Annotated in this window: 20 protein-coding genes and 2 pseudogenes; 8 read left to right on the top strand and 14 right to left on the bottom strand. The window is 62.7% G+C overall.

From position 1 onward, the window contains the following. Window positions 1-94: 94 nt before the first annotated feature. Window positions 95-328: pseudogene (locus J2W40_RS19875) on the bottom strand (IS481 family transposase); the annotation flags it as partial. 40 nt (window positions 329-368) lie between these two features. On the opposite strand from J2W40_RS19875, the pseudogene J2W40_RS19870 reads away from it, so the two are divergent. Next, window positions 369-722: pseudogene (locus J2W40_RS19870) on the top strand (transposase); the annotation flags it as partial. On the opposite strand, the gene J2W40_RS19865 reads toward J2W40_RS19870, so the two are convergent. Together J2W40_RS19865 and J2W40_RS19860 are read right to left on the bottom strand one after the other, a co-directional pair. Beyond that, the gene (locus J2W40_RS19865) at window positions 719-1,714 is read right to left on the bottom strand and encodes an IS481 family transposase (protein ID WP_310227697.1); all 996 of its coding nucleotides are present in this window, start codon (window positions 1,712-1,714) and stop codon (window positions 719-721) included. The pseudogene J2W40_RS19870 and the gene J2W40_RS19865 sit on opposite strands and share 4 nt — an antisense overlap. Beyond that, window positions 1,714-1,878 (bottom strand): hypothetical protein, encoded by a 165-nt coding sequence (locus J2W40_RS19860; RefSeq protein ID WP_310227696.1) that lies wholly within the window; start codon window positions 1,876-1,878, stop codon window positions 1,714-1,716. The genes J2W40_RS19865 and J2W40_RS19860 overlap by 1 nt, the downstream gene beginning before the upstream one ends. A 159-nt stretch (window positions 1,879-2,037) precedes the next feature. Here J2W40_RS19860 and tnpA point away from each other — a divergent pair, with 159 nt between their 5' ends. Continuing rightward, window positions 2,038-2,526 carry an IS200/IS605 family transposase gene (gene tnpA / locus J2W40_RS19855; protein ID WP_310223994.1) on the top strand — a complete coding sequence of 163 codons (489 nt, stop codon included), beginning with the start codon at window positions 2,038-2,040 and terminating at the stop codon, window positions 2,524-2,526. A gap of 297 nt (window positions 2,527-2,823) precedes the next feature. On the opposite strand, the gene J2W40_RS19850 is transcribed toward tnpA, so the two are convergent. Continuing rightward, a complete protein-coding gene (locus tag J2W40_RS19850; RefSeq protein WP_310227695.1) occupies window positions 2,824-3,273 on the bottom strand; it encodes a pseudoazurin in 450 nt (149 codons plus the stop codon). Between the two features lie 86 nt (window positions 3,274-3,359). Next, the gene (locus tag J2W40_RS19845) at window positions 3,360-3,884 is read right to left on the bottom strand and encodes a rhodanese-like domain-containing protein (RefSeq protein WP_310227694.1); all 525 of its coding nucleotides are present in this window, start codon (window positions 3,882-3,884) and stop codon (window positions 3,360-3,362) included. 110 nt (window positions 3,885-3,994) lie between these two features. Here J2W40_RS19845 and J2W40_RS19840 point away from each other — a divergent pair, with 110 nt between their 5' ends. Further along, window positions 3,995-4,813: a quinoprotein dehydrogenase-associated SoxYZ-like carrier gene (locus J2W40_RS19840; protein ID WP_409050414.1), complete on the top strand. Its 819-nt coding sequence runs from the start codon at window positions 3,995-3,997 to the stop codon at window positions 4,811-4,813. Then, window positions 4,810-5,757, top strand: a complete 948-nt coding sequence (locus tag J2W40_RS19835) for a quinoprotein relay system zinc metallohydrolase 1 (protein ID WP_310227692.1) — start codon at window positions 4,810-4,812, stop codon at window positions 5,755-5,757. The genes J2W40_RS19840 and J2W40_RS19835 overlap by 4 nt, the downstream gene beginning before the upstream one ends. Here the strand turns inward: J2W40_RS19835 and J2W40_RS19830 are convergent. From J2W40_RS19830 to J2W40_RS19810, 5 genes are all read right to left on the bottom strand, one after another. Further along, a complete protein-coding gene (locus tag J2W40_RS19830; RefSeq protein ID WP_310227691.1) occupies window positions 5,754-8,072 on the bottom strand; it encodes a TonB-dependent receptor in 2,319 nt (772 codons plus the stop codon). The genes J2W40_RS19835 and J2W40_RS19830 overlap by 4 nt on opposite strands. Before the next feature lie 72 nt (window positions 8,073-8,144). Further along, a complete protein-coding gene (gene acs, locus J2W40_RS19825; RefSeq protein ID WP_310227700.1) occupies window positions 8,145-10,103 on the bottom strand; it encodes an acetate--CoA ligase in 1,959 nt (652 codons plus the stop codon). Window positions 10,104-10,114: 11 nt separating this feature from the next. Further along, complete coding sequence (locus J2W40_RS19820) at window positions 10,115-12,103, bottom strand: TonB-dependent receptor plug domain-containing protein (RefSeq protein WP_409050415.1); 1,989 nt, start codon at window positions 12,101-12,103, stop codon at window positions 10,115-10,117. Window positions 12,104-12,216: 113 nt separating this feature from the next. Continuing rightward, window positions 12,217-13,614 (bottom strand): porin, encoded by a 1,398-nt coding sequence (locus tag J2W40_RS19815; RefSeq protein ID WP_310227689.1) that lies wholly within the window; start codon window positions 13,612-13,614, stop codon window positions 12,217-12,219. A gap of 113 nt (window positions 13,615-13,727) precedes the next feature. After that, window positions 13,728-14,690: a PQQ-dependent catabolism-associated beta-propeller protein gene (locus J2W40_RS19810; RefSeq protein WP_310227688.1), complete on the bottom strand. Its 963-nt coding sequence runs from the start codon at window positions 14,688-14,690 to the stop codon at window positions 13,728-13,730. Between the two features lie 176 nt (window positions 14,691-14,866). Here J2W40_RS19810 and pedF point away from each other — a divergent pair, with 176 nt between their 5' ends. The 4 genes from pedF (at window position 14,867) to J2W40_RS19790 (ending at window position 18,846) form a co-directional block, all read left to right on the top strand. Next, complete coding sequence (gene pedF, locus J2W40_RS19805) at window positions 14,867-15,295, top strand: cytochrome c-550 PedF (RefSeq protein WP_037474684.1); 429 nt, start codon at window positions 14,867-14,869, stop codon at window positions 15,293-15,295. Window positions 15,296-15,301: 6 nt separating this feature from the next. Then, window positions 15,302-16,171: a substrate-binding periplasmic protein gene (locus J2W40_RS19800; RefSeq protein WP_310227687.1), complete on the top strand. Its 870-nt coding sequence runs from the start codon at window positions 15,302-15,304 to the stop codon at window positions 16,169-16,171. Window positions 16,172-16,313: 142 nt separating this feature from the next. Further along, entirely contained in the window at window positions 16,314-18,056 is a 1,743-nt protein-coding gene (locus tag J2W40_RS19795) for a methanol/ethanol family PQQ-dependent dehydrogenase (protein WP_310227686.1), read from the top strand. A gap of 13 nt (window positions 18,057-18,069) precedes the next feature. Beyond that, the gene (locus J2W40_RS19790; RefSeq protein WP_310227685.1) at window positions 18,070-18,846 is read left to right on the top strand and encodes a response regulator; all 777 of its coding nucleotides are present in this window, start codon (window positions 18,070-18,072) and stop codon (window positions 18,844-18,846) included. Window positions 18,847-18,850: 4 nt separating this feature from the next. Here J2W40_RS19790 and J2W40_RS19785 read toward each other — a convergent pair whose 3' ends face one another. The 4 genes from J2W40_RS19785 to adh form a co-directional block, all read right to left on the bottom strand. After that, complete coding sequence (locus tag J2W40_RS19785) at window positions 18,851-21,100, bottom strand: hybrid sensor histidine kinase/response regulator (protein WP_310227684.1); 2,250 nt, start codon at window positions 21,098-21,100, stop codon at window positions 18,851-18,853. Continuing rightward, window positions 21,097-22,257: an FIST N-terminal domain-containing protein gene (locus J2W40_RS19780; protein WP_310227683.1), complete on the bottom strand. Its 1,161-nt coding sequence runs from the start codon at window positions 22,255-22,257 to the stop codon at window positions 21,097-21,099. The genes J2W40_RS19785 and J2W40_RS19780 overlap by 4 nt, the downstream gene beginning before the upstream one ends. A 156-nt stretch (window positions 22,258-22,413) precedes the next feature. Beyond that, a complete protein-coding gene (locus J2W40_RS19775; RefSeq protein ID WP_310227682.1) occupies window positions 22,414-22,806 on the bottom strand; it encodes a DUF779 domain-containing protein in 393 nt (130 codons plus the stop codon). A 56-nt stretch (window positions 22,807-22,862) separates the two neighbouring features. Beyond that, window positions 22,863-24,383 carry an aldehyde dehydrogenase gene (gene adh / locus J2W40_RS19770; RefSeq protein ID WP_310227699.1) on the bottom strand — a complete coding sequence of 507 codons (1,521 nt, stop codon included), beginning with the start codon at window positions 24,381-24,383 and terminating at the stop codon, window positions 22,863-22,865. Window positions 24,384-24,762 lie beyond the last annotated feature (379 nt).

Raw genomic sequence — 24,762 nt, 5'->3', positions numbered from 1 at the left:
CTCATTCGGTATGGCAGGCTCTTTGCGTCGTGACATAGTGGGACTCCTTGTTACCCATTATGCCCGGCCACACACGGAAATCCTGACAGTCCCTGTGCTTGCGAAAGGCGACAATGATCGCCTCATCCTCGAGGCTCAACACCGTTGAATGCGCATCCTTCGGACCGGTCGGCAGGTCCTTGACGGCAGTCCGCCGCTTCCATTTAGCAACCGTCTTCTGGTTGATGCAGTAGCGCTTGGCCAGAATCCTCAGGCTCTCTTGACTATGTTGTATCGCTCGACGGACCGCCTCTGTCGTGCGGGCGCTCCCGTGTAGAATCTGTCCCATAACGCATCCTTCCACTGCTTTGCGGATAATGCACCATCAAATGCCGGGACTAAACACCTCCGATTACACCGCGGCCGAACCGCTGATGGCGATCCCCGTCGCCACACCCAAAGCGCTGCTGGCCGACAAGGGCTATGATGGTGATCGCTTCCGCGAAAGCCTGCTGGTCCGGGGCATCCTGCCGATCATCCCGCCCCGCTCCAACCGCAAGGTGCCAGACCATCCCGACTATCGCCGTTACAGGGACCGCAACCGCGTCGAGCGTATGTTCGCCAAGCTGAAACAACAGCGCCGCATCGCCACCCGCTACGACAAGACCGTCCTCTCGTTCGAGAGCTTCCTCAACCTCGCCGCCGCACGCCTATGGCTAAAATCCTTTGTCAACATGGCCTAGCTGTCTGGTTGCGACACATCATTGGCATAATATAGTATGTCATCGACTTTGGTCATAAGATCATCCGGTGCCGTCGGCTTGTAAAGAGGATTGGCGCGCGCGGACATAAGGCCGATCCGTTCCTCTACCTTCTGGCATGGTGAACTGCCGTGGAGCACGCGCTGTCGTCGCCGATTGTAGGCACGGTTGAAGCCGGTCAGCAGGATTTCGAGATCAGCATGTCCGGCGACGTTGATGCCCATCACTTCGCTGGCGATGCGGCCGTTAAAGCGTTCGACCATGCCATTGGTTTGCGGCGTATAGGGTCGTGTCGTGCGGTGAATGATTTTGACCTTCGCGCAGGCGCGTTCGAAATCGTCGGCGGTAAAACAGGATCCCCGGTCTGTCAGCACATGGGTGATGCGGAAGGGGAGAGCCTTTCTGGCGGCCTTGAGGAAGGCGACAGCGTTGGCGGCATTTTCGGCGTCGTAGACGGCCAGATGGACGAAGCGTGAGCAGCGATCGATGGCGACATAGAGGAATCGTTTGCGGGTCTCGCCGTCCGCGGTGCGCAGCTTGGGCAGATGTTTGACGTCGATATGGACAAAGCCCAGGTCATAGTCCTGGAAGCGCCCCTGTCCTTTACGCGGCTGCTCCGTGGGCTTGGGCAGTCGTCGATTGAACCCTTCGGCCTTGAGTACCCTGTAGATGCTGTCGCGATTGAGGTGTGGCAGAAAGTGCCGGAGTACGAAGGTCAGGTCATCCAGGGCAAAGCCTGTCGCCCTGCGTACAGCGCAGATGATCGCGCGTTCTTCCTCATTCATACGCCAAGCCAGACGATGAGGCCGACTTGGGCGATCCAGGACCGCCTGCTCTCCTCGCTTGCGCCATTTGCGGACCGTCTCATCGCTGATGCCATAGCGTTTCGCCACGACACTGGCAGGCTCGGTCGAACGGGCAATTTCCGCCCTTACAGCAGGCGTGGTCCGAGCCTGGGGATGTATCTGCACCATTACGAAACCTCATCAACAAGAGCAGCAAAGCGCCATGCGTGATCCGCAATAGCGTTGTTTACCATGTCCCAATGATGTGTCGCAACCAGACAGCTAGCACATTTGATGATCGCGAACAGGCAATGTGCTTCCATCAAATTGCTTTGATGACGAAAGTCGATCATCAAACCCGAAGCCATCCGAGCAGGGATGTGCCGCCATCGCTTCTGCGGTCGACCCATTTTTGCCGTTTAGAGTCCTCCATGAGGAGAAACCCCTCCGACTTCAGTCGGATACTGGCTTCAGCCCCGGACTCGGCCAGTAGCCTGCTATCCTCGGAAAAAATGAACAGCCCGAAGGGCGAGAGTTCATTTTTTCCGAGGATAGCAGGCTATGGGCTACAGCAGCGGTTGTCACACAACATTTCATCATCGCTATCATCTCGTCTGGGCACCGAAACGCAGTTCAGCGCAGCTAAATATCGGTTCAAGGTGTTGCATGGCGAGGTGCGTCTGCGGGTTCGCGAGATTATCCGACAGGTCTGTGCCGAAATGGGCGTGACGATCGTTCACGGCGTGCTTTCGCGCGACCACGTCCACATGTTCGTCGAGATACCCCCGCACGTATCGGTCAGCGATTTCGTGCGACGGGCCAAGGGCAGGTCATCGCGTAAAATCCAGCAGGAGTTCGAGCATATCCGCAAGCGCTACTGGGGCCAACGCTTCTGGCAACGCGGCTACTTCTCGACAACATCCGGCAACATCACCGATGACACTATCCTGCGTTACCTGGACAAACATGGCCACAAAAACGGCTTCAGCCCCGCCCCATGATCCTACCGGCGTCAGCCGGTCAGTCATTCAGCCGTGAAATTCCGATGCCTAGCTGCGGTCCGTCCGCTTTTCTGGCATCTCGCGGTCAACTGAGGCCATTCCGATATTGATGTCGGAAAGTCAGCGTACGCTCGGATCGCCCATTCGGAACTGCACCGCAATGTTAATTTCCAAATCAACTTGCAGCGATCCAGATTGCGTTCGCCCGCGTCGCCCTATCCGGCAAGACCGGGCTCCTACCGCTCCCGAATATTGCCTCTATCGTGCGCCCGCGCCCAAAGTTGAAACAGTCGTGGATTACCGAACTTTGGCCAGCATCGCGGTCATTCTTTTGGCGGCGAAGGGCGGGAATTTGACCGCCTTTGCCGCCGCGATGTCTGCGGCGCTGGGTTTGCCTACCTGGATCAGGGCGACCATGCCCATCGAATAATGCGGCATGCATTTAATGCCATAAAGGCCGGGCTTGGTCACGGTCAGCACCGCTTCCTTGTTCATGCCCCCCTTCATCGGCGTCGCGCCCGCTGGCAGCATCGTGGCCATGGTTTCTGCATTGTGGCTGGCATCGGTGGGCTGGAAGCGGATCACGTCACCTGGCGCGGCCTTCACAAAGGCGGGTTCGAACACCATCGCGCCCTCTGCGCCCTTATTTTTCATTTGGACGATGATGTCCTTGGCCGAAGCCGGAAGAACGGTGCCGCCCAGCATGAGGCCGACCAGCGCCACGCGCAGCGTCGAACGATGAAACATGGCATCTCTCCTGATATTATGGGCGCAAAAGCGCGGTCCGCCAGATCAATGGCGCAATGGCTGAAGCGTGCAATTGCACCTTGGTCCTATCCCTCCTCCGGGCGGGCGTTTATCAGCGGACGACCAAGGTCGCGCCAGCCGTCGGTCCCCTCCGCCAGCCACCAGATATTGGTATAGCCGAGCGCCCGCAGGCGGCGTGCCGCGTTCCAGCCCATCCAGCAATCGGCAAGGCAAAAGGTGATGATCATGTGGTTCTTGGCCCCGCCGGTCAGGCGGACAAGGCCATCGTGAAACCATCGGTCGTTTGCGGGCGAGAGGTCGCCCCGCCCCGCTTCAGGGAACCAGTGCGCGCCAGGGATGCTCGGTCGTTCGCGGGCGAGGCGCCAGCGTCCATCGGCTTCGCGATGACCGCCCTCGGCGGGCAGGACGTCGATCAGGATTGCGTCGATATCCGGCCGCAGCAGGGCGACCGCAGCGGGGGCGATCCGCCCGACACCGTGGGGGGGCTTGGGAACGGGCGCGCGATAATACGCGACGCGATAGCCATGCGCGCCGAACAGCGCGTCGTCCCCTGGCGCGGCCTGTGCGCCGGTCGCAACCAGCGCAAACATCGCAGCTATCGCCTTGCCCCTCGCGCCCATCTCTCTCTCCCGCTGAGTGACCAAAGGTGCAATGGTAGCCGCTTTCGCTTCACCTTAGGCTTGGACTTTGGGAGAAGGTCATGGCGCGGTGCAGGTTTTTGCAGCTTCTGATAGCCATGCTGCCACTCGCGATGGCAATGCCCGCGCTCGCCCGGTCCCCCTATCCCGACGATCCGTTGCAATCGCCGATGTGGACCGCGCATGCGCGCCTGATCTTCGGGGATGACCCGGTGCGGTTCGATCCCCGGATCCAGTTGCTTTATCCGCAGGTGGCGGAAAACCAGCGCAGCTTTCCCGTGGCATTGGATGCGCGGGGCGTGGGGCCAGTGAAGCGCATGGTGATCTTCGCCGATCTCAACCCGATACCGATCGCCATCGACTATCGCCCGGATCTGGCGGAACCCTATATTGCGACCCGGATCAAGCTGGATCAGCGGACCCCGGTAAGGGGGGCGGTGCAACTGGCCAGCGGACAGTGGCTGGTAGCGGGCGGTTGGGTCGATGCGGCCGGTGGCGGTTGCTCGGCACCGCCGGTCGGTCGCATCACAGGCGATTGGGCCGCCCATCTGGGCGAGATGCGGGGGGAAGCCTGGCCCATGGGGACGCAAGGCAGCAGCCGTCTGCGTATCACCTTCCGACATCCGATGGATACGGGGCTGGTGGCCAATATCCCCACCTATGCGATTGAGGAGATGACCGTGCGGTCGGACAGCGGAACGATGCTGGGCCAGATGGCGCTCTTTGCGTCGGTTTCGGAAGACCCGGCGATCACCCTCATACCCCGCGTTGCACCCGGTGCCATCTTGTCGATCGTGGCGCGCGATACGAACGGGCGGACCTATGCCGCCAAAGTGCCGGTGGCGCGACAATCCGCCTCGGTCCTGGCACCGCAGCCATGAAGATGACGCGCCGGGCCATGCTCGCTGGACTGGCGCTACCGGCGACGGCTGGCATGGCGAATACCACTTATCTCATCCATCCCGTAGCGGTGGAGGACGGCATATGGATGATTCACGGCGACGATGCACCCATCCACTTTTCCAATGGCGGAGCCATCGCCAATATCGCGATCATCGACACGCCGGTCGGCACGCTGCTGGTCGATAGCGGCCCTTCGCTTCGCTATGGGCGGACGCTCAAGGCAGTGGCAGAAGGGCTGACGGGCAAGCCGGTCATCCGCGTCTATGTGACGCATTTGCATCCCGATCATGGCATGGGAATTGCGGCCTTCGATCCGGCGATCATTGCCGCGCTGCCGCAAGCCATCACGGATATGGCGCGGGACGGGCGCGGCTTTTCCGATGCGCTGTATCGCCTGCTGGGGGACTGGATGCGCGGCACCGAGCTTGTGTTGCCGGGGCGGAAAATCACGGAGGCGTCCGAGGATTTCGGCGGGCGACGCCTGCGCCTGATGGCGCTGGCGGGGCATAGTGCGGGCGATCTGGCGCTGTTGGACGAACAGACTGGCCTGCTGATCGGCGGTGACTTGCTGTTCCATGATCGCGCACCTGCGACACCGACCGCAGACCTGCCGCGTTGGCGCACCAGCCTCGACAGCCTCGCAAAGCTGCCACACCGGGCGGCGTTGCCGGGCCATGGTCCCTTCGATCCGACGGGGCAGGAAGCCATTGCCCAGACGCGCGACTGGATCGACTGGCTGGAGGACGCCTTGACCGCCGCCGTCCGATCCGGCCTCGACATGGTGGAGGCAGGCAGCGTGCCGATCCCCGCTCGCTTCGCAGGGATGGCGGCGGCCCGCTACGAATTGCAGCGCAGCGTGTCGCATTTCTATCCAGGGCTGGAAGCCAAATGGCTGCCACGGGTCGATATGCCCGAAGGTTAGAAGCGCGCCCTTACCCCGACATACCAGCGTCGCGGCGCCCCCGGCCCATAAGCGCGCGGATTGCTGGCACCGGGGACTTCGACGAGGTCGATCTCATCCACTTCGCTGAAGGTTCCGAATGTTTCATAGGCGCGGCCGAACGCATTGCGCACTTCGCCGAACATAGTGACGCCCGGCACGATATCGATACCGGCGCGCACGTTCGCGATCGCATAGCCGGGCAGCCGGGGCGTTAGATTGGCCTCATCACCGACCAGATATTGTCCCGACCGCGCGATCAGGTCGCCACCCACCGACCAGCCTTTGCCCGCATAGTCCAACGTCAGCGTCGCGCTGTGCCGGGGGATGCCCGGCAACCGATCTCCACGACCGACGTCGATCGTGCCGTCATCCTCCGCCAGCGGGTTCGACGGACTGCTTAGTTCCATGGCGCTGCGATAGGTCGCATCGGTGAAGGCATAGCTCAGGCCCGCGACCAGCCCGCCATGCTCGGCCTTCAGCGATGCTTCGACGCCCTGCCGCCGGGTGCTGCCGATATTCTGGAAATAAGCGCGACCGCGAATTTGCGAGGCGATATATTGGATATCGTCCTGATTGGTGGTGCGATAGGCCGACAGGAGCCAGGTCGCCCGCCACCCACCAAGACCGAACGCACCCGACGCGCCTGCTTCCCAGCTTTTGGCGACCACCTGTTTGAGCGGCGGATCGGCGATGAAGAAATTGGTGAGGCTGCACGGCGCATTTTCGTCCGCGCAGGAGAGTTCCGCCGGCGTCGGCGCACGGTTGCTTTGCGCATAGCCCGCGCGCAGCGACAGGCCTTCGGACATTTTATAATCCAGTTCGACACCGGGATTGAGCCGCCTGAACCGATGCGTTCCATTCAGCGCTGTGCCGATCTGATCGACAAGCTGAATCCTTGCATGGTTCCAGCGGAGGCCGATTTCGGCCGACAAGCCGGGCGCGATCGGTACTCGATCCTGCACGAACACTCCCCAATAGTCGGTATAGGCGACCAGGCCGACCGGCGCGATCGCATTATCCTGCTGGACGATGCGGCTGCCCAGCCCCTCAACGCTGCGATCGTCGGTCAGCACCCCTAGTTCGGTCGACGTGTCGAAGCGCGTGCGGCTGGTGTCGTAGCTGACACCGATCGCGAAATGATTGATACCGCCCAGCAGCGCGCGATCGTCGATGATCTGGACCAGCGCGCCCATCGCCTTGGTCTTGGTACGTCCGCGATTAAGTACGCCATAACCTTCGCCCCCAAGCGTGTCGGCTATGGGGTCGCCATCGGCGTCGGTCAGGATCGCCTGCACCTCCTCACCATCGTCGTCGGCTCCTATTGTTTCCAGGCATAGCAGGCCCGCCGCATCGTCCGCCTCGCATCCTTCGATATCGGCCGCATCGCCGTTCATCGTCCGCAATGTGAGTTGCTGGGCATAGAGTGTGCCTTCGATCCGGGTCGTTGGCGACAATGCGACCCAGGGGTGGAGGCTGATCCGGCGATAGCGACTTCGGCCATTGTCGGGCCAGGTGAAGACGGCCCGGCGGTCGGCCGCCAGCAATTCGATCGGCGACACACCATTGCCGGTCAAGTTCGTGTCTGCGCCCACGATTTTCAGATGCAGCCCGCCGCCTGCGGTATCGAAGCCCAGATCGGCATAGCCATTATAGAGACGCGACGGACTGAAATCGCGCCAGCCATCGTCATTGCTATACTGGAATGCGCCAAAGGCGCTGACATCGCCGCGCGCCACGCCGCCCGCAATACTGGCCTCGGCATAGCCGAACCGCCCGCCCGTCGCACTGGCCTCCAGCCCCGGATGGCTACGCCCGGTCTTGGTTTCCAGCAGGATCGCGCCGCCCAGCGCATTGAGGCCATAGACCGGGCTGGCATCCAGCAGGCTCAGTTTGGCGATGGCGGCTTCGGGTATCAGGTCGAACTGGACCGTGTCGCCAAAAGGCTGGTTGAAGCGCGCGCCGTCCATATAGACGGCCAGCCCCTGTGATTGCCCCTGGAGCGGGGAGGCGATGAAGCCGCGATAGACCAGATTGGGCTGCCATGGGTTATTCTGCGCGTCCTGCAAGGTGACGCCCGCCATGGTCCGGGTGAGGGCGGAGAGCAGGTCGGGCATTCCGGCCCTTGTTATATCGGTTGAACGAAGGGCCAGCCCATCGTCGCTGTCGATCCCGCCACCCGGCGCGGTCACGATGATGACTCTCGACGCACCTGCATCGTGCGTTTGCGCCGATGCAAGCGCAGGGACCAGCGCCATGGCCGCGATTCCCGTCGATAGTCGGCCCCATCCGCGCATCCCGTCTCTCCCATTCCCTGTTATGCCCAAAAGGCTAGGGAAGGGGGGAGGGGCGATCCATTATACCTTGGGTCAGGCGGGAACGATCGCGCGGGTTCGCACCAGTTCCTTGACCACCGTCGGGTCGGCGAGCGTGCTGATATCGCCCAGCGCCTGGGCGGATACGTCGCCCTCCGCAATCTTGCGCAGGATGCGGCGCATGATCTTGCCCGATCGGGTCTTGGGCAGGCCGGGCGCGAACTGGATCACGTCGGGCGTGGCGATCGGCCCGATTTCGGCACGGACCCATTGCACAAGCGCCCGGCGCAGGCTGTCGCTCGGCTCCTCGCCCATATTCAGCGTCACATAGGCATAGATGCCCTGCCCCTTGATATCATGGGGAAAGCCGACCACCGCCGCTTCGGCGACCTTGGCATGCAGGACAAGCGCGCTCTCGACCTCGGCCGTGCCCATGCGATGACCCGATACGTTGATGACGTCATCAACGCGCCCGGTGATCCAATAATAGCCGTCCGCATCCCGCCGGGCACCATCGCCCGTCGTATAGGTGCCGGGAAAGGTCGAGAAATAGGTCTGGAAAAAGCGATCATGGTCGTTCCAGACCGTCTGCATCTGCCCCGGCCAGGACCGGGCGATGACCAGATTGCCTTCGCACGGCCCCTGCTGCACCACGCCTTCGCCATCGACGATCTGCGGTTCGACACCGGGCAAGGGGAAGGTCGCACTGCCCGGTTTGAGCGCGGTTGCGCCCGGCATCGGTGCAATCATTGCCGCGCCCGTTTCGGTCTGCCACCAGGTATCGATGATCGGGCAGCGCCCTTCACCGGCAATGGCATGATACCAGCGCCACGCTTCGGGGTTGATCGGCTCGCCCACGCTGCCCAGCAGGCGGAGCGAGGATCGGTCGGTCGCGGTGACGAAATCGTCGCCCTCCTTCATCAGCGCGCGCAGCACGGTGGGCGCGGTGAACAGCGTATGGACCTGATGCCGGTCGACCACTTGCCAGATGCGGCTGGGCGTCGGCCAACTGGGCAGTCCTTCATACATCAATGTGGTCGCGCCATTGGCGAGGGGGCCATAGACGATATAGCTATGCCCCGTGACCCAGCCGATATCGGCCGCGCACCAATAGACGTCGCCCGGCCGATAGTCGAAGCAGAGTTCATGCGTCAGAGAGGCCCAGAGCAGATAGCCGCCGCTGCCATGCACGACGCCCTTGGGCTTGCCGGTGGACCCCGATGTGTAGAGCAGGAACAGCGGATCGCAGGCGTTCATGGGTTCGGGCGGACAGTCCGACACGACGCCTGCCATGACATCATGATACCAGATGTCCCGGCCCGGCTGCATATCGATAGCGCCACCGGTTGCCTGCACCACGATGACGCGATGGATGCTGGTGCAATGGTCCATGGCGAGCGCGGCATCGACATTGGCTTTGAGCGGCACGCGCTTTCCACCACGACGCCCCTCGTCGGCAGTGACCAGGATGGTGGAATCGCAATCGGTAATCCGACCGGCCAGCGCTTCGGGGGAAAAGCCGCCAAACACCACCGAATGGATCGCGCCGATCCGGGCGCAGGCCAGCAGGGCGATAGCCGCTTCCGGGATCATCGGTAGATACAGGGTGACGCGATCGCCCTTGCGCGCGCCCGCGTCTTTCAGGACATTGGCGAAGCGGCACACGGCATGATGCAGTTGCCGGTAGGTCAGGCGGCGCGGCGTTTCGGCTGGATCGTCGGGCTCCCAGATGATCGCGACGCTGTCGCCATGGTCGGCCAGATGGCGGTCCAGGCAGTTGACGGAGACGTTCAATGTGCCGTCGGCAAACCAGCTAATGCCGAAATCCGCTTCGTCAAAGCTGCTTTCGCTCGCTTTGGACGGCGGTGACATCCAATTTAGCCGCGCAGCCTGTTCCAGCCAGTAGCTGTCAGCATCCTCCAGCGACCGCTTATGATCGGCCATACGGCGGTCCTCGTTCATGCGGGCGCGCGTCGCCCATTCGGCGGGAACGGGGAAAAGCTCTTGCGACATCATATCTTCCTTCAGTGGATGAAACGCAGGCCGATCCACAGGGTCCGGGGCGTGCCCAGATCCATCGACCCTGCAACATTGCGGGTGACCATAGTGGCGTCGAACAGGTTTTCGGCCCGTGCCACAAGCGACAGACCATGTCCGATCGGCAGGTCGGCAAAGGCATCGATCGTCAGGGCGTCGGGAAGGACATCCCCCTGAAGATCGTCCTCATATTGTTTGGCGACATAGCGCAGCGTCGCGGACAGCGAAGGCCCCGTTGTCGGTTGCCAGCCAAGGGTTGCGCTGGCGGCGTGGCGGGGGCTTTGCGCGGGGGCAAAGCCGTCGAACGCCAATCCCGGCGCACGGACGATGCTATGGCTATAGGCATAGGAGCCGGACAGGAGCAGGGCGTCGCGCAGGCGCGCCCGCCCTGTGAGTTCGACGCCCTTCGCGATCACCGCCGACACATTGCGCCGCTGGCGCAGATTGGGGGCGATGGTAACATTGGCGATGGCATCGTCCAGCCGATTGTAGAAAAGCGTCAGGCCCAGCGTGACATCGACAGCAGGATTGATGTCCAGCCCGGCTTCCACCCCCTTCAGCCGCTCCGGCAGGAGTGCCGCATTGGCTTGGGTCGTGATCGGGAAGACGACGAAGGGGCGGTAGAGTTCGTTGAGCGTGGGGAGGCGGAAGCCGGTATAGGCCGCAGCGCGCAGGGCGAAGTCCTTATCGGCGCGGAACAGCGCGCCTGCACGTCCGCTGATCTGCCAGTCGCTGCGCCTGGCGAAATCGCTGCTGCCCGTCACGACCCCCGCCGCGGTCCTGCTATCGAAAAAGCTCCGGCGGATCGTCCAGCGATCGGCGCGAATGCCTCCCGTCAGGACCAGCGACCCCAGCGTCCAGTCATCTTCCATGAACAGGCCGGTGGTGATCTGCTGACCGCCAGCGCGGCGACGCGCGGTTACCGGATTTGCGGTCAGATTGGCGTTGTAGGCCTCCTCCGCCATCATGCCGTCCGCCAGCCGCGTGTCGATGCCGAGCCGCAGCACATGCGCGCGCCCGACCGGCGGTCGCAACTCGATCTTGCCGCCAAGGCCGGTCGACGGCGTGTTCCGCTGATCGAGCGATTTGCGATAGGTCGATGCGCTGATGACGATATTGGAGAAATTGCGTGCCTGCACATAGGCCAGCGCATCCACTTGCCAACGGCCGCGGACCATCAGCCGGATACTGGCATCCTGCCCCTCGCTGTGACTGTCCGCCCCGGCAAAGCGCAGCGTCCGGTCATCGCGGAACAATAGGCTGCGAAACTGCACTTCCATGTCGGATGACAGCGGTGCGACCGCGCGCAGGTTGACCGACCAGCCATCATAGGCAGCAGGCGTGGTTGCGGCGACGCGCTGGGATTTCGGCGTCGTATGGAAGCCGTCGCCCCGGTCCCACCGGCCCGACAGCGACACGAAACCGCTTCCCAAATCCTGCGTCAGCGCACCCGATACTTCGCTGGCATGACGGCTGCCGTAAAAGGCGCTGGCGGATAGGTCCGCCAGGTCGTCCCGCGCCGCACTGGCCAGCTCGATCGTGCCCGCCACCGCCCCTGCACCAAAAGCGCCCGATCCGCCGCCGCGCGTAATCCGCACGGCCGACAGGCGATCGGGCACCAGCGCGCTAAAGGGAATATAGCCGAAAAACGGGTCTGCCATCGGCACGCCATCCAGCAGTACCAACGTCCGGCTGGACGCATTGCCGCCCAATGCCCGCAATGTTGCGCCCTGCGCCGAGGGGTTGGCCGACCGGCTGTCGGAACGGCGAAACTGCTGAAACCCGGCGACATCGGCCAGGATCGTCTCGATGCGGCTGGCGGCATTGGCGGTCAGGCGATCCCGGTCGATCATGACCGATCCGTAAGCTGAATTGCCCGGCGGGAGCGGAAGGCTTTGACCCAGAACGACGATGTCGTCGCCTTCCTGTGCCCTGGCATTCGGCACCAGCAGGACATGGCCCGCACAGGACAGCATCAGTGCGCCCCATGCGATCAGGCTGTTGCAACGCATTGTGCCGTCTTCCCCCTTTGTCGCCCCTGGGCGCGGCGACCTCCGTCGATCGGAGGCTGCCGCGCCATGCCCTCTGTTCAGAAGAACAGGATGGCGCCCGCTGCGACCGTGTCGGCTTCCGCCTCATTGCCGTTATGGGCCTGCGATTTGGTGCGGATATATTCGCCGATCAGCGTGACCCAGCTGGTCAGGCCATAGCGTGCCTGACCGACCCAGCTGCTGCTCTTGTCGAGCAAGGCGGGATTGGCCAGGGCATCGGCGGCGTTGGCGTAATGGAGGTTGCTTTCGCCATAGCTGCCGCCGACCGAAAATTTACCGAACGTGGCCAGTCCCTGCAGGTAGAAGCCGTCGCTGTCGCGCTTCGCCCCGGTCGCATCGGTATCGAACAGGTTGAGCGCGGTCGTGCCCAGCCCAGAGCCATTATAATAATAGCCCGTCAGCATGATCGGCCCATAGCCGATCTTCGCCCCCGTATCGAAGCCGCTGCCGGTATAGGTCACACCATCGATGCGATGATGTTTTTGCGTGATGCCCGACAACCAGGCGCGCGCGGACAGATCGCCGAATTTCCCATCGTAGACGATCTTGCCCTGAAAGCCCGGCGACTTGCTGCTTTCGCCCGGCCCGGTGAGCGATTCGAGCGGCTGGAAGATACCGGCGGAAATCTGGAAGCCGCCCAGCTTTGGCGAGGAATAGGTGATCTGCGGCTGAAAGTCGGTGTAGATATAGCCGATGCCGATCCGCCCCAGCGACGTGTTGGACGGCGCGACATTGCCGCCGCTCGACCCCACCGACAACAGGGTGATATCGTTCAATATGCCTTCTGATCCGAACAGTCCGATATCGCGGCCCAGCTTGAATTCGCCCAGTCCCGCACGGCCGATGGTCATATAGGTCTGGCGAAAATCGATGCCGGCCGTCTGCAAGGCCGTATTGCGTCCGCCGCTATTGGCACCCCCGCCCGCGGCATAGGTCGCGCTGTTGATGCCCGGATACATGCCGAAATGTGCGCCGACGTCCCAGCCGCCCTGGTTGGTCGTGATATCGAATTTCAGATAGCCAGGCAGCAGACCGTTGCGCACCGACGCGCTCTTGCCACCGACTGGCACCACGCCGCCGACTACGGTTGTGTTCGGGCCAGGAGCCTGTCCGTTTTCATGGGTGTAGAAGCCATTGACTGACCCGGAAATCTTGACCGAAACGCCGCCGACTTCCATGCCGACGCCGCTATCGCTCATCCGCACCAGCCGCTTGTCGTCCAGCGACGCAGCCGCGACCTGAGCCGGTGGCAAAGCAGCGGGTGCGACCTGCGCGGCGTCTTGCTGCGCCAGTTGCTGATATTCCTCGTCGGTCAGAATCCCCTTTTCGTGGAGCCTTTTCAGCAGCTCTGCCGTCGTTCCCGCCGCCGCCGGTGTTGCGGTCAGCGCGAACAGCATCGCCATCGCGGCCCCGCCCAGCCATTTCCCCCTAGACATCTCATCCCTCCCATTATGCGCCGGTCGTGCCGACGGGCGAAAGAGTGCGTCGAGTGGGCCGGGGTGCAAATTGGACTTTGGTTCTCGTTCCTTGGGTCAGAGGCGCAGGGCGATCAGGGCGCGACGGCGATCCCCCAGGGGCCAGCGCCCACAGGCACCGTGCCGACGACCTTCGCACTGGCGAGGTCCACGATCGACACGCTATCGGACAAGCCATTGGCCGCATAAGCGCGCGTGCCATCGGCGCTGATGGCGACGTGCCACACCCGCTTGCCCACGGGCACATAGGCGCGCACGGTCCGCGTCGCCACATCGACCAGCGCGATATGGTTGGCGCGGCCCAGCGCCACGATCGCCGTCTTGCCATCCGGCGTGAAGCGGATGCCGCAGGGCAGGATCAGATGATCCTGCACCCCCGCTATGGCAAAGCGGATCGCCGCGGTGATCTTGCGCGTATGTGGGTCGGCGATCTGGACGGTGCCGCCAATCTCGGCTGCGATCCATAGCTGCGTTCCATCGGCGGTGAACTCGACATGGCGGGGGCGCTGGTCCGTCTCGGTGGCATCCACCATCATTCGGGTCGTCAGGTCGATCCAGTTGACGACATTATCCTCCTCCGACGTCACGACCACCCATCGGCCATCGGGACTTTGGGCGACCCCTTCCGGTTCCTTGCCGACATCCACCTGAAAGGCGACCGTGCGGCTTTCCAGGTCGATGGCCGTCAGTGCCGCATCATCCTCATTGGCGACGAACAGCGTCCGTCCGTCGCGCGACAGGAAAAACTGTTCAGGGTCCTGGCCCGATGGCAGGTCCGCGATGATCTTGCCCGTGGCGCGGTCGATCAGTTGCACGGCATGATCGCTGCTGGCGCAGAGCAGGATATATTTGCCGTCCAGGCTAAGCGTGATGCCGCGTGGGCGCCCCCCCACTGGCCAGGTTGCGAGCGGCGTCATGCTGGCTGCGTCGATCACGCTGATGCTGTTGCCCCGTTCATTGGAGACATAGAGCGTTTCGGCATGGAGCGCAGGCATGCCCGCAACCATCGCCAGCCCCGCCAGAGCGGCCTTCATCATGGCTAATCCTCTCCTCCATCGGCGCGTCATTACAGCGCCAGCTCGGCCTATCGGGCTTATCGGTGCGACGGGATTGTACCAATGGCCAATGGGGTGCGTGCCTCGGCTTCCCTACAACCCGTCTCCACAAGCGAGAGCGGCCGATATGGGCCGACAGACAGAGACGAGGATGGATGATGAGGAATAAGGGACGTATCGCATTGATCGGCGCCACCTGTCTGCTTGGCGCGTCAATCACCTCATCCTTGCTGGCGCATGGCAATGTCACGCCCCAGGCGGTGGAAACGGCGGCGTTGCCCGACATTGGCGAGGAGTGGCTGCAACATAATCCCTATCGCGGCAATGCCGACGCCGTGAAGATCGGCGAATCGGCTTACGGCCAGAATTGCGCGCGCTGCCACGGGCTGGACGGTGAATCCGGCGGCATTGCGCCCGACCTGCGCTATCTGGAAGTCGGCGACAGCGGGGATGAATGGTATATCCAGCGCTTCCAGCACGGGTCCAGCCATGACGGCAAAGTCTATATGCCGCCCATGGGCGAAGTGCTGGGCCAGAAAGCCGGCTGGGCGATCCGCGCCTGGCTCGAAACCAAGCATCAGGAGTAAGGCGACATGGATCGTCGCGTCTTCCTCCACCATGCGGCAATGGCCGCGATGCTCGCCATGTGGGGCTTTCCCTTGGGCGAAGCTGCAAAGGCCGCGCCGCTGGGCCGGGTCAAGGAACTGGGCGTGCTGCGGGTCGCCGTGTATCGGGACAATCGCCCTTGGTCCTGGCGCAAGGATGGCCGACTGGTCGGCATCGACGTCGATCTGGCGCAGGCGCTTGCCGAGGGGCTGGGCGTGCGCGCCGATATTGCCGAACTGGTCGCCGACGAAAGTGCCGATGATGATTTGCGCAATGGCGTGTGGCGGGGCGGCCTGCTCGGCTTCCCGCCCGCCGATATCATGCTGCATGTGCCGTTCGACCGCGCCTTTGCCGCGCGCAATGACCAGGTTGCGATCGTCGCGCCCTATTTCCGCGAGAGCTTTCAATTCGCCGGGGTGAAGAGCGAGATCGATGTCAACGCCCCCCCGGCCGACTATCGCGGCAAGCGGCTGGCGGTCGAACTGGACTCGATCCCCGACTTCTACCTGATCGGCACCGCAGGCGGGATATTGGCGAAAGATGTGATCCATTTTCCCAATGGTGCCGATGCGGTGCTCGCCGTGACCGACGGGCGAGCGGACGCCGTGCTGGCAAGCCGGGCGCAGATCGAAGCCGTGCTGCATGATAGCGGCACCACGACAGTCGCGACCCGGACCATGCCGCTGCCCGCCTTCGCATCGGCCGGGTGGGACATCGGCATGGCGGTAAAGGAAAATAGCCGTAACCTTGGCGATGCAGCGGAAGCGATCCTGGCAGCCATGCGCGCATCGGGCGAGTTGGAAACGATCTTCACGGCGCATGGCGTGCGTTACAGGCCTGCGCTCGCGGCGGGTTGAGCGGCCTGCTCTTGACCAAATCCGAACGAGGGAATGGCCTCATAGAATGAAGGCGCGACCCAAGGTCCAATTGCTCCGCCAGCCTCACCCCATAATCTGCAGGCCGAAGGCGCCGAGCGCGCCCACAACAGGGAGGATGATCATGAAAGGGCGTTTCACACGTTCGCTAACCGGCGCCGTCACTTTGGCGCTGTTGACGGCCGCGGCACCGTTGGTCGCTCAGGGGCCGACCGATGCGGATTTGATGGCCGATGCGACATCGACCGGCGATGTGCTGACCTATGGCATGGGACCGCAGGGTCAGCGCTTCAGTCCGCTGACCGCGCTCAACACCCAGACCATAGCGCGGCTGGTGCCTGCCTTTGCCGCATCGCTGGGCGGTGAAAAGCAGCGTGGGCAGGAATCGCAGCCGCTGGTCTATGACGGCACCATCTACGTCACCGGCTCCTATTCGCGCCTCTATGCCTTCGATGCGCGCACCGGCGAGGAAAAATGGGAATATAATGCCCGCCTGCCCGACGATATCATGCCCTGCTGCGATGTCGTCAATCGCGGCGCGGCCATCCATGGCGACAAGATCATCTTCGCAACGCTCGATGCACGGCTCGTCGCCCTCAACCGCCTGACCGGCAAGGTCATCTGGAACAAGCAGATTGCCGACTACAAGGCTGGCTATAGCGCCACCGCCGCGCCGCTGATCGTCAAGGGCATGGTCATCACCGGCAATTCGGGTGGTGAGTTCGGCGTGGTTGGTGCGGTGGAAGCACGCAATGTCGATACCGGCGAACTGATCTGGCACCGGCCAGTGATCGAAGGGCATATGGGCACCCTGCGCGGCAAGGATAATGGCACCACGGGCACGCTCAACGCCACCTGGCAGGGCGACATGTGGAAGACCGGCGGCGGCGCGACCTGGCTCGGCGGCACCTATGATCCCGAAACCAACCTTCTCTATTTCGGCACCGGCAATCCGGCCCCCTGGAACAGCCATTTGCGCCCCGGCGACAATCTCTACAGCGCCTCGACGCTGGCGATCGATCCCGAAACCGGCGTGATCAAATGGCATTATCAGACCACGCCGCATGACGGCTGGGATTTCGATGGCGTCAACGAATTCATCCCCTTCGACGCCACGATCAACGGCAAGCCGATGAAATTGGGCGGAAAGGCCGACCGTAACGGTTATTTCTTCGTGCTGGACCGCACCAATGGCAAATTCATCAGCGCCAATAAATTCGTGATGCAGACGACCTGGGCCGATGGCTATGACAAGAACGGCAAGCCCAAGGTGATCCCGGCGGGTCGGCCCGGCGCGCCCGACGGCACGGAAAAAGGCAAGAGCGTCTTTTCCTCCCCGTCCTTCCTGGGCGGCAAGAACTGGATGCCGATGGCCTATAGCAAGGATACAGGGCTGTTCTACATCCCGTCGAACGACTGGGGCATGGACATCTGGAACGAGCCGATCGCTTATAAGAAGGGGGCGGCCTATCTAGGGGCGGGCTTCACGATCAAGCCGATCGCCGACGATCATATCGGCGCACTGCGGGCGATGGACCCCAAGACCGGCAAGATCGTGTGGGAATATAAGAATAAGGCACCGCTATGGGGCGGAGTGCTGACGACCGCGGGCAACCTGGTCTTCACCGGCACGCCGGAGGGCTATCTCAAGGCGTTCGATGCCAAGACCGGCCAGGAACTGTGGAAGTTCCAGACCGGGTCTGGCGTGGTCGGATCGCCCGTCACCTGGGAACAGGATGGCGAGCAATATGTCGCCGTCATGTCCGGCTGGGGCGGCGCGGTGCCGCTATGGGGTGGCGAGGTCGCCAAGTCCTTCAAGGATATCAACCAGGGCGGATCGCTCTGGGTGTTCAAGCTGCCGAAATAAGGGAATAGCTGCTATGATCGTCATGGGGCGCGGGAATTATGCAGGCCAGTCAGGCCGTCTTGCCGTGCCCCCGATCATGGTCGATCGTCATGGGCAGGGGGGACGGATGCAGGGGGATGATGGCGACCTGATGGCGGAGGAGGTCATGATGGAGCGGGTGCTGATCATCGACGATCATCCGCTGGTCCGCGACGGGCTGCGCAGCGTCATCGCCATCACCTTCGACGGCTGTGCGATATTCGAGGCGGCCAGCATGGAGGAGGCGCTGGCGACGCTGGACAAACAGTCCAATTTCGACCTGATCCTGCTCGACCTCCACATTCCCGACGTCAAGCGGCTGGACGGACTGCGCCTGTTGCGCAGCCGTTTTCCGATCCTGCCCGTGGTCATGATATCGGGCGCGTTCGACCGCGCGATCGTGCGCGAGGCGCTGACTGCGGGGGCGGCGGGGTTCATCCCCAAGTCGATGAAGCGCAGCGCGATCGTCGATGCGCTGCATCGCGTGGTGTCCGGCGAAATCTACATGCCCGACGCGATCGAGGATGGCCCGCAGGAAAGCCCGGAAGAAGCCGATATCCTCAACCGCATCGGCAGCCTGACGCCGCAGCAGCGGGTGGTGCTGACCCATCTGGTCCATGGCCGCTTGAACAAGCAGATTGCCCATGACCTGAGCGTATCGATGACCACGGTGAAGGCGCATGTCTCCGCCATCCTTCAAAAGCTGCATGTGTTCAGCCGGACCCAGGCGGTGATCCTGGCCAACCGGGTGCGCTTCGACGGCGATAATTAGGCGATCAGTCCAGGATCGTTCGCAGCAACGCGCGCAATTGCGCGGGCTTCACCGGCTTGTTCAGCAACGGTGTCGCGGTGGCCGCCAATTGGGCCTTCAGCGCTTCGCCACGATCGGCCGATATCATCACGGCGGGCACTTTGACGCCGAAATGATCATGCAGGCGGCGGATGACCGTCTCGCCCGTCTCGCCATCTTTCAGATGATAGTCCACCAGGATGATGTCGGGCCGCGCGCCGTCGGCGAAGAGCAAGGCGGCCTGATCGAACCCGTCAGCCGTTGCCACCGCGCAGCCCCAGCCGGTCAGCAGCGTCCGCATGCCGGACTGGATCTGGCGTTCATTGTCGATCACCAGCACGGAAAGATTGCGCATCGGTCGATCGCGGGACGGCGGCGCGCGGTCGGGATCGTCGTCGCGCTGCTCCTGCCCGATCGGCAGGGTGATCGCGAATGTGGCGCCTTCGCCCGGTGCCGACCGCAATGTGATGGGATGGCCCAGCATGTCGCTGGCCCGTTTGACGATGGCAAGGCCCAGTCCTTTGCCCTGGCAGCGTGTGTCCAGCCGCAGAAACTCCTCGAAGATCAACGCCTGCTTGTCCGCCGCGATACCGGGGCCGGTATCGGTGACGCTAATTTCCACCCCCTGACCCGTCGCCGCGCAGCAGACCCGTACGGATCCGCTGGGGGTGTAGCGAATCGCATTGGAAATGAAGTTCTGAAGGATGCGGCGCAGCAGCCGGACATCGGTTTCGACCCAGAGCGGTTCGGCTATGATCTGGAAGGCGAGGTGCGCCGCACGGGCCATCGGCGCGAATTCCACATTCAGCGTCTGCAACAGCCGGTCGATGCGGATATGCCCGATTTCCGGCTGGATCGCACCCGCGTCGAGCCGGGAGATTTCCAGCAACGCCTCCAGCAGATCTTCGACCGAATCCAGCGCCGTCGACGTCTGGTTGACCAGCGCGCGGGTCGGCAGCGCCAGTCGCCGGTCCCCCAGCGCTGCGACGAACAGCCGCGCGGCATTGAGCGGTTGCAACAGGTCATGGCTGGCCGCCGCCAGAAAGCTGGTTTTCGACAGGTTTGCCTTTTCCGCCGCGATCTTCGCCTGCGTCAATGCGGCTTGCACCGCCCGCCGCTCGGCCACTTCGCCTTCCAGCTTGCGGTTGAGTTCGACCAGTTCGCCCGTGCGTTCCGATACCCGGCGCTCCAGCGTTTCCGCCGTTTCCTGCAAGCTCGCCTGCGCACGCAGCATGTCCGTGACATCAATGAAGCCGAAGACTTGGCCGCCGTCCGCCATGGTCTTTGCCCGGATTTCGAAATGCCGCTGCCCTGCGGCGCACCGGCGCACGATCGTCTGATTGTCGGCATGCCCCCCGCGCCAGTCGAGACAGCCGCCATCGTCCAGCCCCAGTGTGCCGCGACACCAACGGACCAGATCGCCATGGCTGGCCAGCGCGCCCGCAAGATGATCCGGCAGGGCAAGCAGGCGGCGCAGCGCTTCGTTCCAGGCGGCCAGTTGCCGACTATTGTCGAACAGGCATACCCCCTCCGACAGATTGTCGAGCGTCGCCTGAAGCACGACATTGCGTTCGGCCAGTTCACGCGCGCGGGCGCGGGCATCCTCCGCCTTGGCCTCGGTAATATCGGTATAGATGCCGACGATGCCGCCTTCGCTGGTGCGCAATTCGTTGATCTGGATCCAGCGGCCATCGGCGAGCCGCTGAACCTGTGCGCCATCGGCAATGCCATGTTTGGCCAGCCGGTCAGACACCCAACGGTCGGGCGCGACCTGCGCCCCGGCCGGACTTTGGCTATGCGCCACGATCCGCGCGATGTCGTGGAAGGTCACGCCTTCGTCCAGATGGTCCGCCACTTGAGGCCAGAAGCCAAGATAGGCTTCGTTATGGAGGACCAGCCGGTCCTCCGCATCGAACAGCACGAACCCCTCGTTGATCGATTCGATCGCATCGCGCAGGCGCATGCGGGCGGCATCGGCGCGGGCATGGGCATCGCTCAGGTCCGCATTGGCCTTCGCCAGTCGCCCAAGCGCGTCTTCCAACTGGACGGTTCGATCCCGCACCTTCGCTTCCAGCGAGATGGCGGTTTCGAACATCGAAAAGGCGTTGGCCGACATGTCGGTCGACCGTTCCACGCGATCCATTAGCGCGCTGTTGATCTTGCGCAGTTTGCGGTTCTCCTCGCGCAGACGCGCGACTTCGCTATCCGCGTCCGACCGGGTGCCATCCTGCGTCATTTTCCGATCGCAAGCCCGCTGAACGTCTGGTTCACATGGAGCGCATGATATTGTTCGCCATAGGTGTTGAAACCGACGACCCGATGCCGCGCATAAAGGGCAGACACGTCCCGGCTGATCTGCCGTTGTTCCGCGTCGATCCGATTCAGCACGCAATCGAAGGCGATGATCCGATCCACCTCCCCGACATGCACATCGATCTCCTGGAACAGGGCTTCCATGCCAGCGATACGGTCCACCGGCTCGCCGATCGTCAGCACGATGCCCTCGTCGATGGCGCAGTAGAAGGTCAAGCTCCCGTCAGGGTTGGCGCTCTGGATTGATCGGACATGATATTCCCCGCCCGCGCGGACCATCGGCGGATGCGCGGCGAAAAACGCCGTCCCCAGCGCTTCACCGGCATGACCCGCCAACCGCAGATATTCGGCTGCGGCCGGTTCGGCATTGATCTCCGTCACGATCCGTTCAGGCGAATTCGCGCCGGTAATCACCATCTTCCAGTCGCCCGGCCGATAATGCTGCGCTTTGAACACATGTATCGCCCGGCTGGTGGACAGGATGGCAATGACCGCCGCGCGGGCGTGAAAGTGCCCCCCATCGAATATCGCGGTCTGGCGAAAGGCCAGGTCATCGCCCGAAGACCCGCCGATCAGGGGAATGTCGCCCAAGGCGTCCTGGATCGTCATGGTCAGCAATTCTTCGCGATGCGACAGGCCGTCCACCAGGAATAGGGCAACATGATTGACGCTCTCGCCCAGCGCCCGACTGTCGCGTTCCGCCCGTGCCGCAAGCGCGCGCACCTGTTCGCGGGCGGCTTGGGGATCGAAATTATCGATGTCGTCGAAACAATGGGATGTCATGCAGAAGCTGTCGGCGGGAAAGCCGATGATGGTCAGGCTGTCGCTATCATAGCCATTGCCAGTCAATTCCCCCGAACTGGTGCAGCCGATCACCGTCATACCTTCGCTATGCCGGTTGATCGCCCGCGCCAGCCGGTCGCGATCATAGCGGTGCGAACAGAAGATCATCGCACCGGCCAGCGGCTGTGCGCCCAGCGTCTCGCCCAGTTCTGCCATGGCCTCGAACGGATCATCGGCATGGGAGGAGGCAAACCCTATCCCTGCCTTCAGGATGTCTGTCGTCGCCTTGCCCCTCATCCCGCTGCCTTGTCGTCTTTATGGCAATATCATGCGCAGGGATGATCGATATTGTCACCCGAAACCCGACGCTTTTTGCGCTTTGGGCCGGATATGTCGTGCGGAAAGGGGCAGGTGCGTCATCGCTTGCCGGAACGGCTGGTCCGCGTCGCGGAATCAGCCGCCGCGCGCCGGTTCTCCGGCGGCCTCCAGCAGCGCCGACTCGCTGTCGCTAAACAGGCGTGAGCGGACGAGGAACCGCAGGCCTTCCGGGCTTTCCAGCGACATGCCCGCACCCCGGCCCGGAACGACATCGATGATCACCTGCGTATGGCGCCAATAGTCGAATTGCGCCGCGCCGATCCATACCGGCACGTCGCCTGCAATCCGCCCCAGCAACACATCCTGCGCCCCGACCCGAAATTCACCGCGCAGGAAACACATCGGAGCAGACCCGTCGCAACACCCACCCGATTGATGGAACATTAGTGGCCCATGCAGCGCCGTCAGACGGGTGATCAGGGCGTCCGCCTGCGGCGTGGACAGGATGCGGGCCGGAAGCGATACCATCGTCAGTCTCCGCCAGAATGAAGCGGCGGGCACCTGCAGATGCCCGCCGTCGCGCTTCAGAAGAAGCCCAGCGCCTTCGGGCTGTAGCTGACCAGCAGATTCTTCGTCTGCTGATAATGGTCCAGCATCATCTTGTGGTTTTCGCGCCCGATACCCGACTGCTTATAGCCGCCAAAGGCCGCATGGGCGGGATAGGCATGGTAGCAGTTGGTCCACACCCGACCAGCCTGGATGCCACGCCCCATGCGATAGGCGCGCGTCCCGTCACGGGTCCATACGCCCGCGCCCAGACCGTAGAGCGTGTCATTGGCGATCGCCAGCGCGTCGGCCTCATCCTTGAAGGTGGTGACCGCCAATACGGGGCCGAAGATTTCCTCCTGGAAAATCCGCATCTTGTTATGCCCCTTGAGGACAGTGGGCGTCACATAATAGCCCTGGCTCAGATCGCCCTCATGGCTGGCGCGTTCGCCGCCGGTCAGCACCTGCGCGCCTTCTTCGCGACCGATGGCGATGTAGGACAGGATCTTTTCCAACTGGTCGTTGGACGCCTGCGCGCCGATCATCGTCGATGGATCGAGCGGGCTGCCCTGCTTGATCGCCTTGACCCGTGCGATGGCCCGTTCGATGAACCGATCGTAGATCGATTCCTGTATGAGCGCGCGGCTGGGGCAGGTACAGACTTCGCCCTGGTTGAGCGCGAACATGGCAAAGCCTTCCAGGCATTTGTCGAAATAGTCATCGTCCGCGTCCATCACATCGGCAAAGAAGATATTGGGCGACTTGCCGCCCAGTTCCAGCGTCACCGGGATCAGGTTTTCCGAGGCATATTGCATGATCAGGCGACCAGTCGTGGTTTCGCCGGTAAAGGCGATCTTGCTGATCCGCTTGCTGCTGGCGAGCGGCTTGCCCGCTTCGACGCCAAAGCCGTTGACGATGTTGAGTACGCCGGGCGGCAACAGGTCGCCGATAATCTCCGCCAGCACCAGGATCGACATCGGGGTCTGTTCGGCAGGCTTCAGCACGATGCAGTTGCCCGCCGCAAGGGCAGGCGCCAGTTTCCACACCGCCATCAGGATGGGGAAGTTCCACGGAATGATCTGGCCCACCACGCCCAATGGCTCGTGGAAATGATAGGCGATGGTGTCATGGTCGATCTCGCTGATCGAGCCTTCCTGGGCGCGGGCGCAACCCGCGAAATAGCGGAAATGGTCGATCGCCAAAGGAATATCGGCATGGGTCGTCTCGCGGATCGGCTTGCCGTTGTCGATCGTCTCGGCCATCGCGATCAGATCCAGATTGGCTTCCATCCGGTCCGCGATCTTCAGCAGGATGTTGGACCGTTCGGTCGACGACATCCGGCCCCACGCGTCCTTGGCGGCGTGTGCGGCATCCAGAGCCAGCTCGATATCCTCGGCCGTGCCGCGTGCCACCTGGCACACCACCTGTCCGTTGACGGGCGAAACATTGTCGAAATAAGCGCCCTTCACAGGCGCCGTCCATGCCCCACCGATATAATTGTCATAGCAATCGCGGATAAGGGTATGGCCGGATAATTTCTCCAGCGCCTGGTGCAGCATCATCATATCTCCTGGGTCAATTTTCGCATTGAAATTCAGGATGTCAGGATGGCAAAGCCTGTAGATTGCGCAATAGGACCTTTGGTCAATTGCGAGAGACCACGATGATCGCTTCTTCCATGGCTACCGCGCTGTCAGTGATTGTGTGTCCACAAAGGGCTTGATCCCATTCTTCGATAGAGTGTGTTCGCGTTTATGGCCGGTTGCGCCATGATCCGTCGTTCCGCAAACCAAAGGCGAATGACAGCTTTGTCCCAAGCCTTGCCCATCACACCGCCCTTCTCAGACGTCCAACCGCCGGTTTTATGCTCAGGTCCTGTCGGTCCGCTCTTCCTACCGGGTCAAGCTTGGCGGCGATGACATGGGCTAAATCGGCCTT

Source organism: Sphingobium xenophagum (assembly GCF_031457465.1).
Taxonomy (GTDB): domain Bacteria; phylum Pseudomonadota; class Alphaproteobacteria; order Sphingomonadales; family Sphingomonadaceae; genus Sphingobium; species Sphingobium xenophagum_A.
Note: the sequence above shows the minus strand (reverse complement) of the source record. Positions and strands in the feature narration are given on the sequence as shown.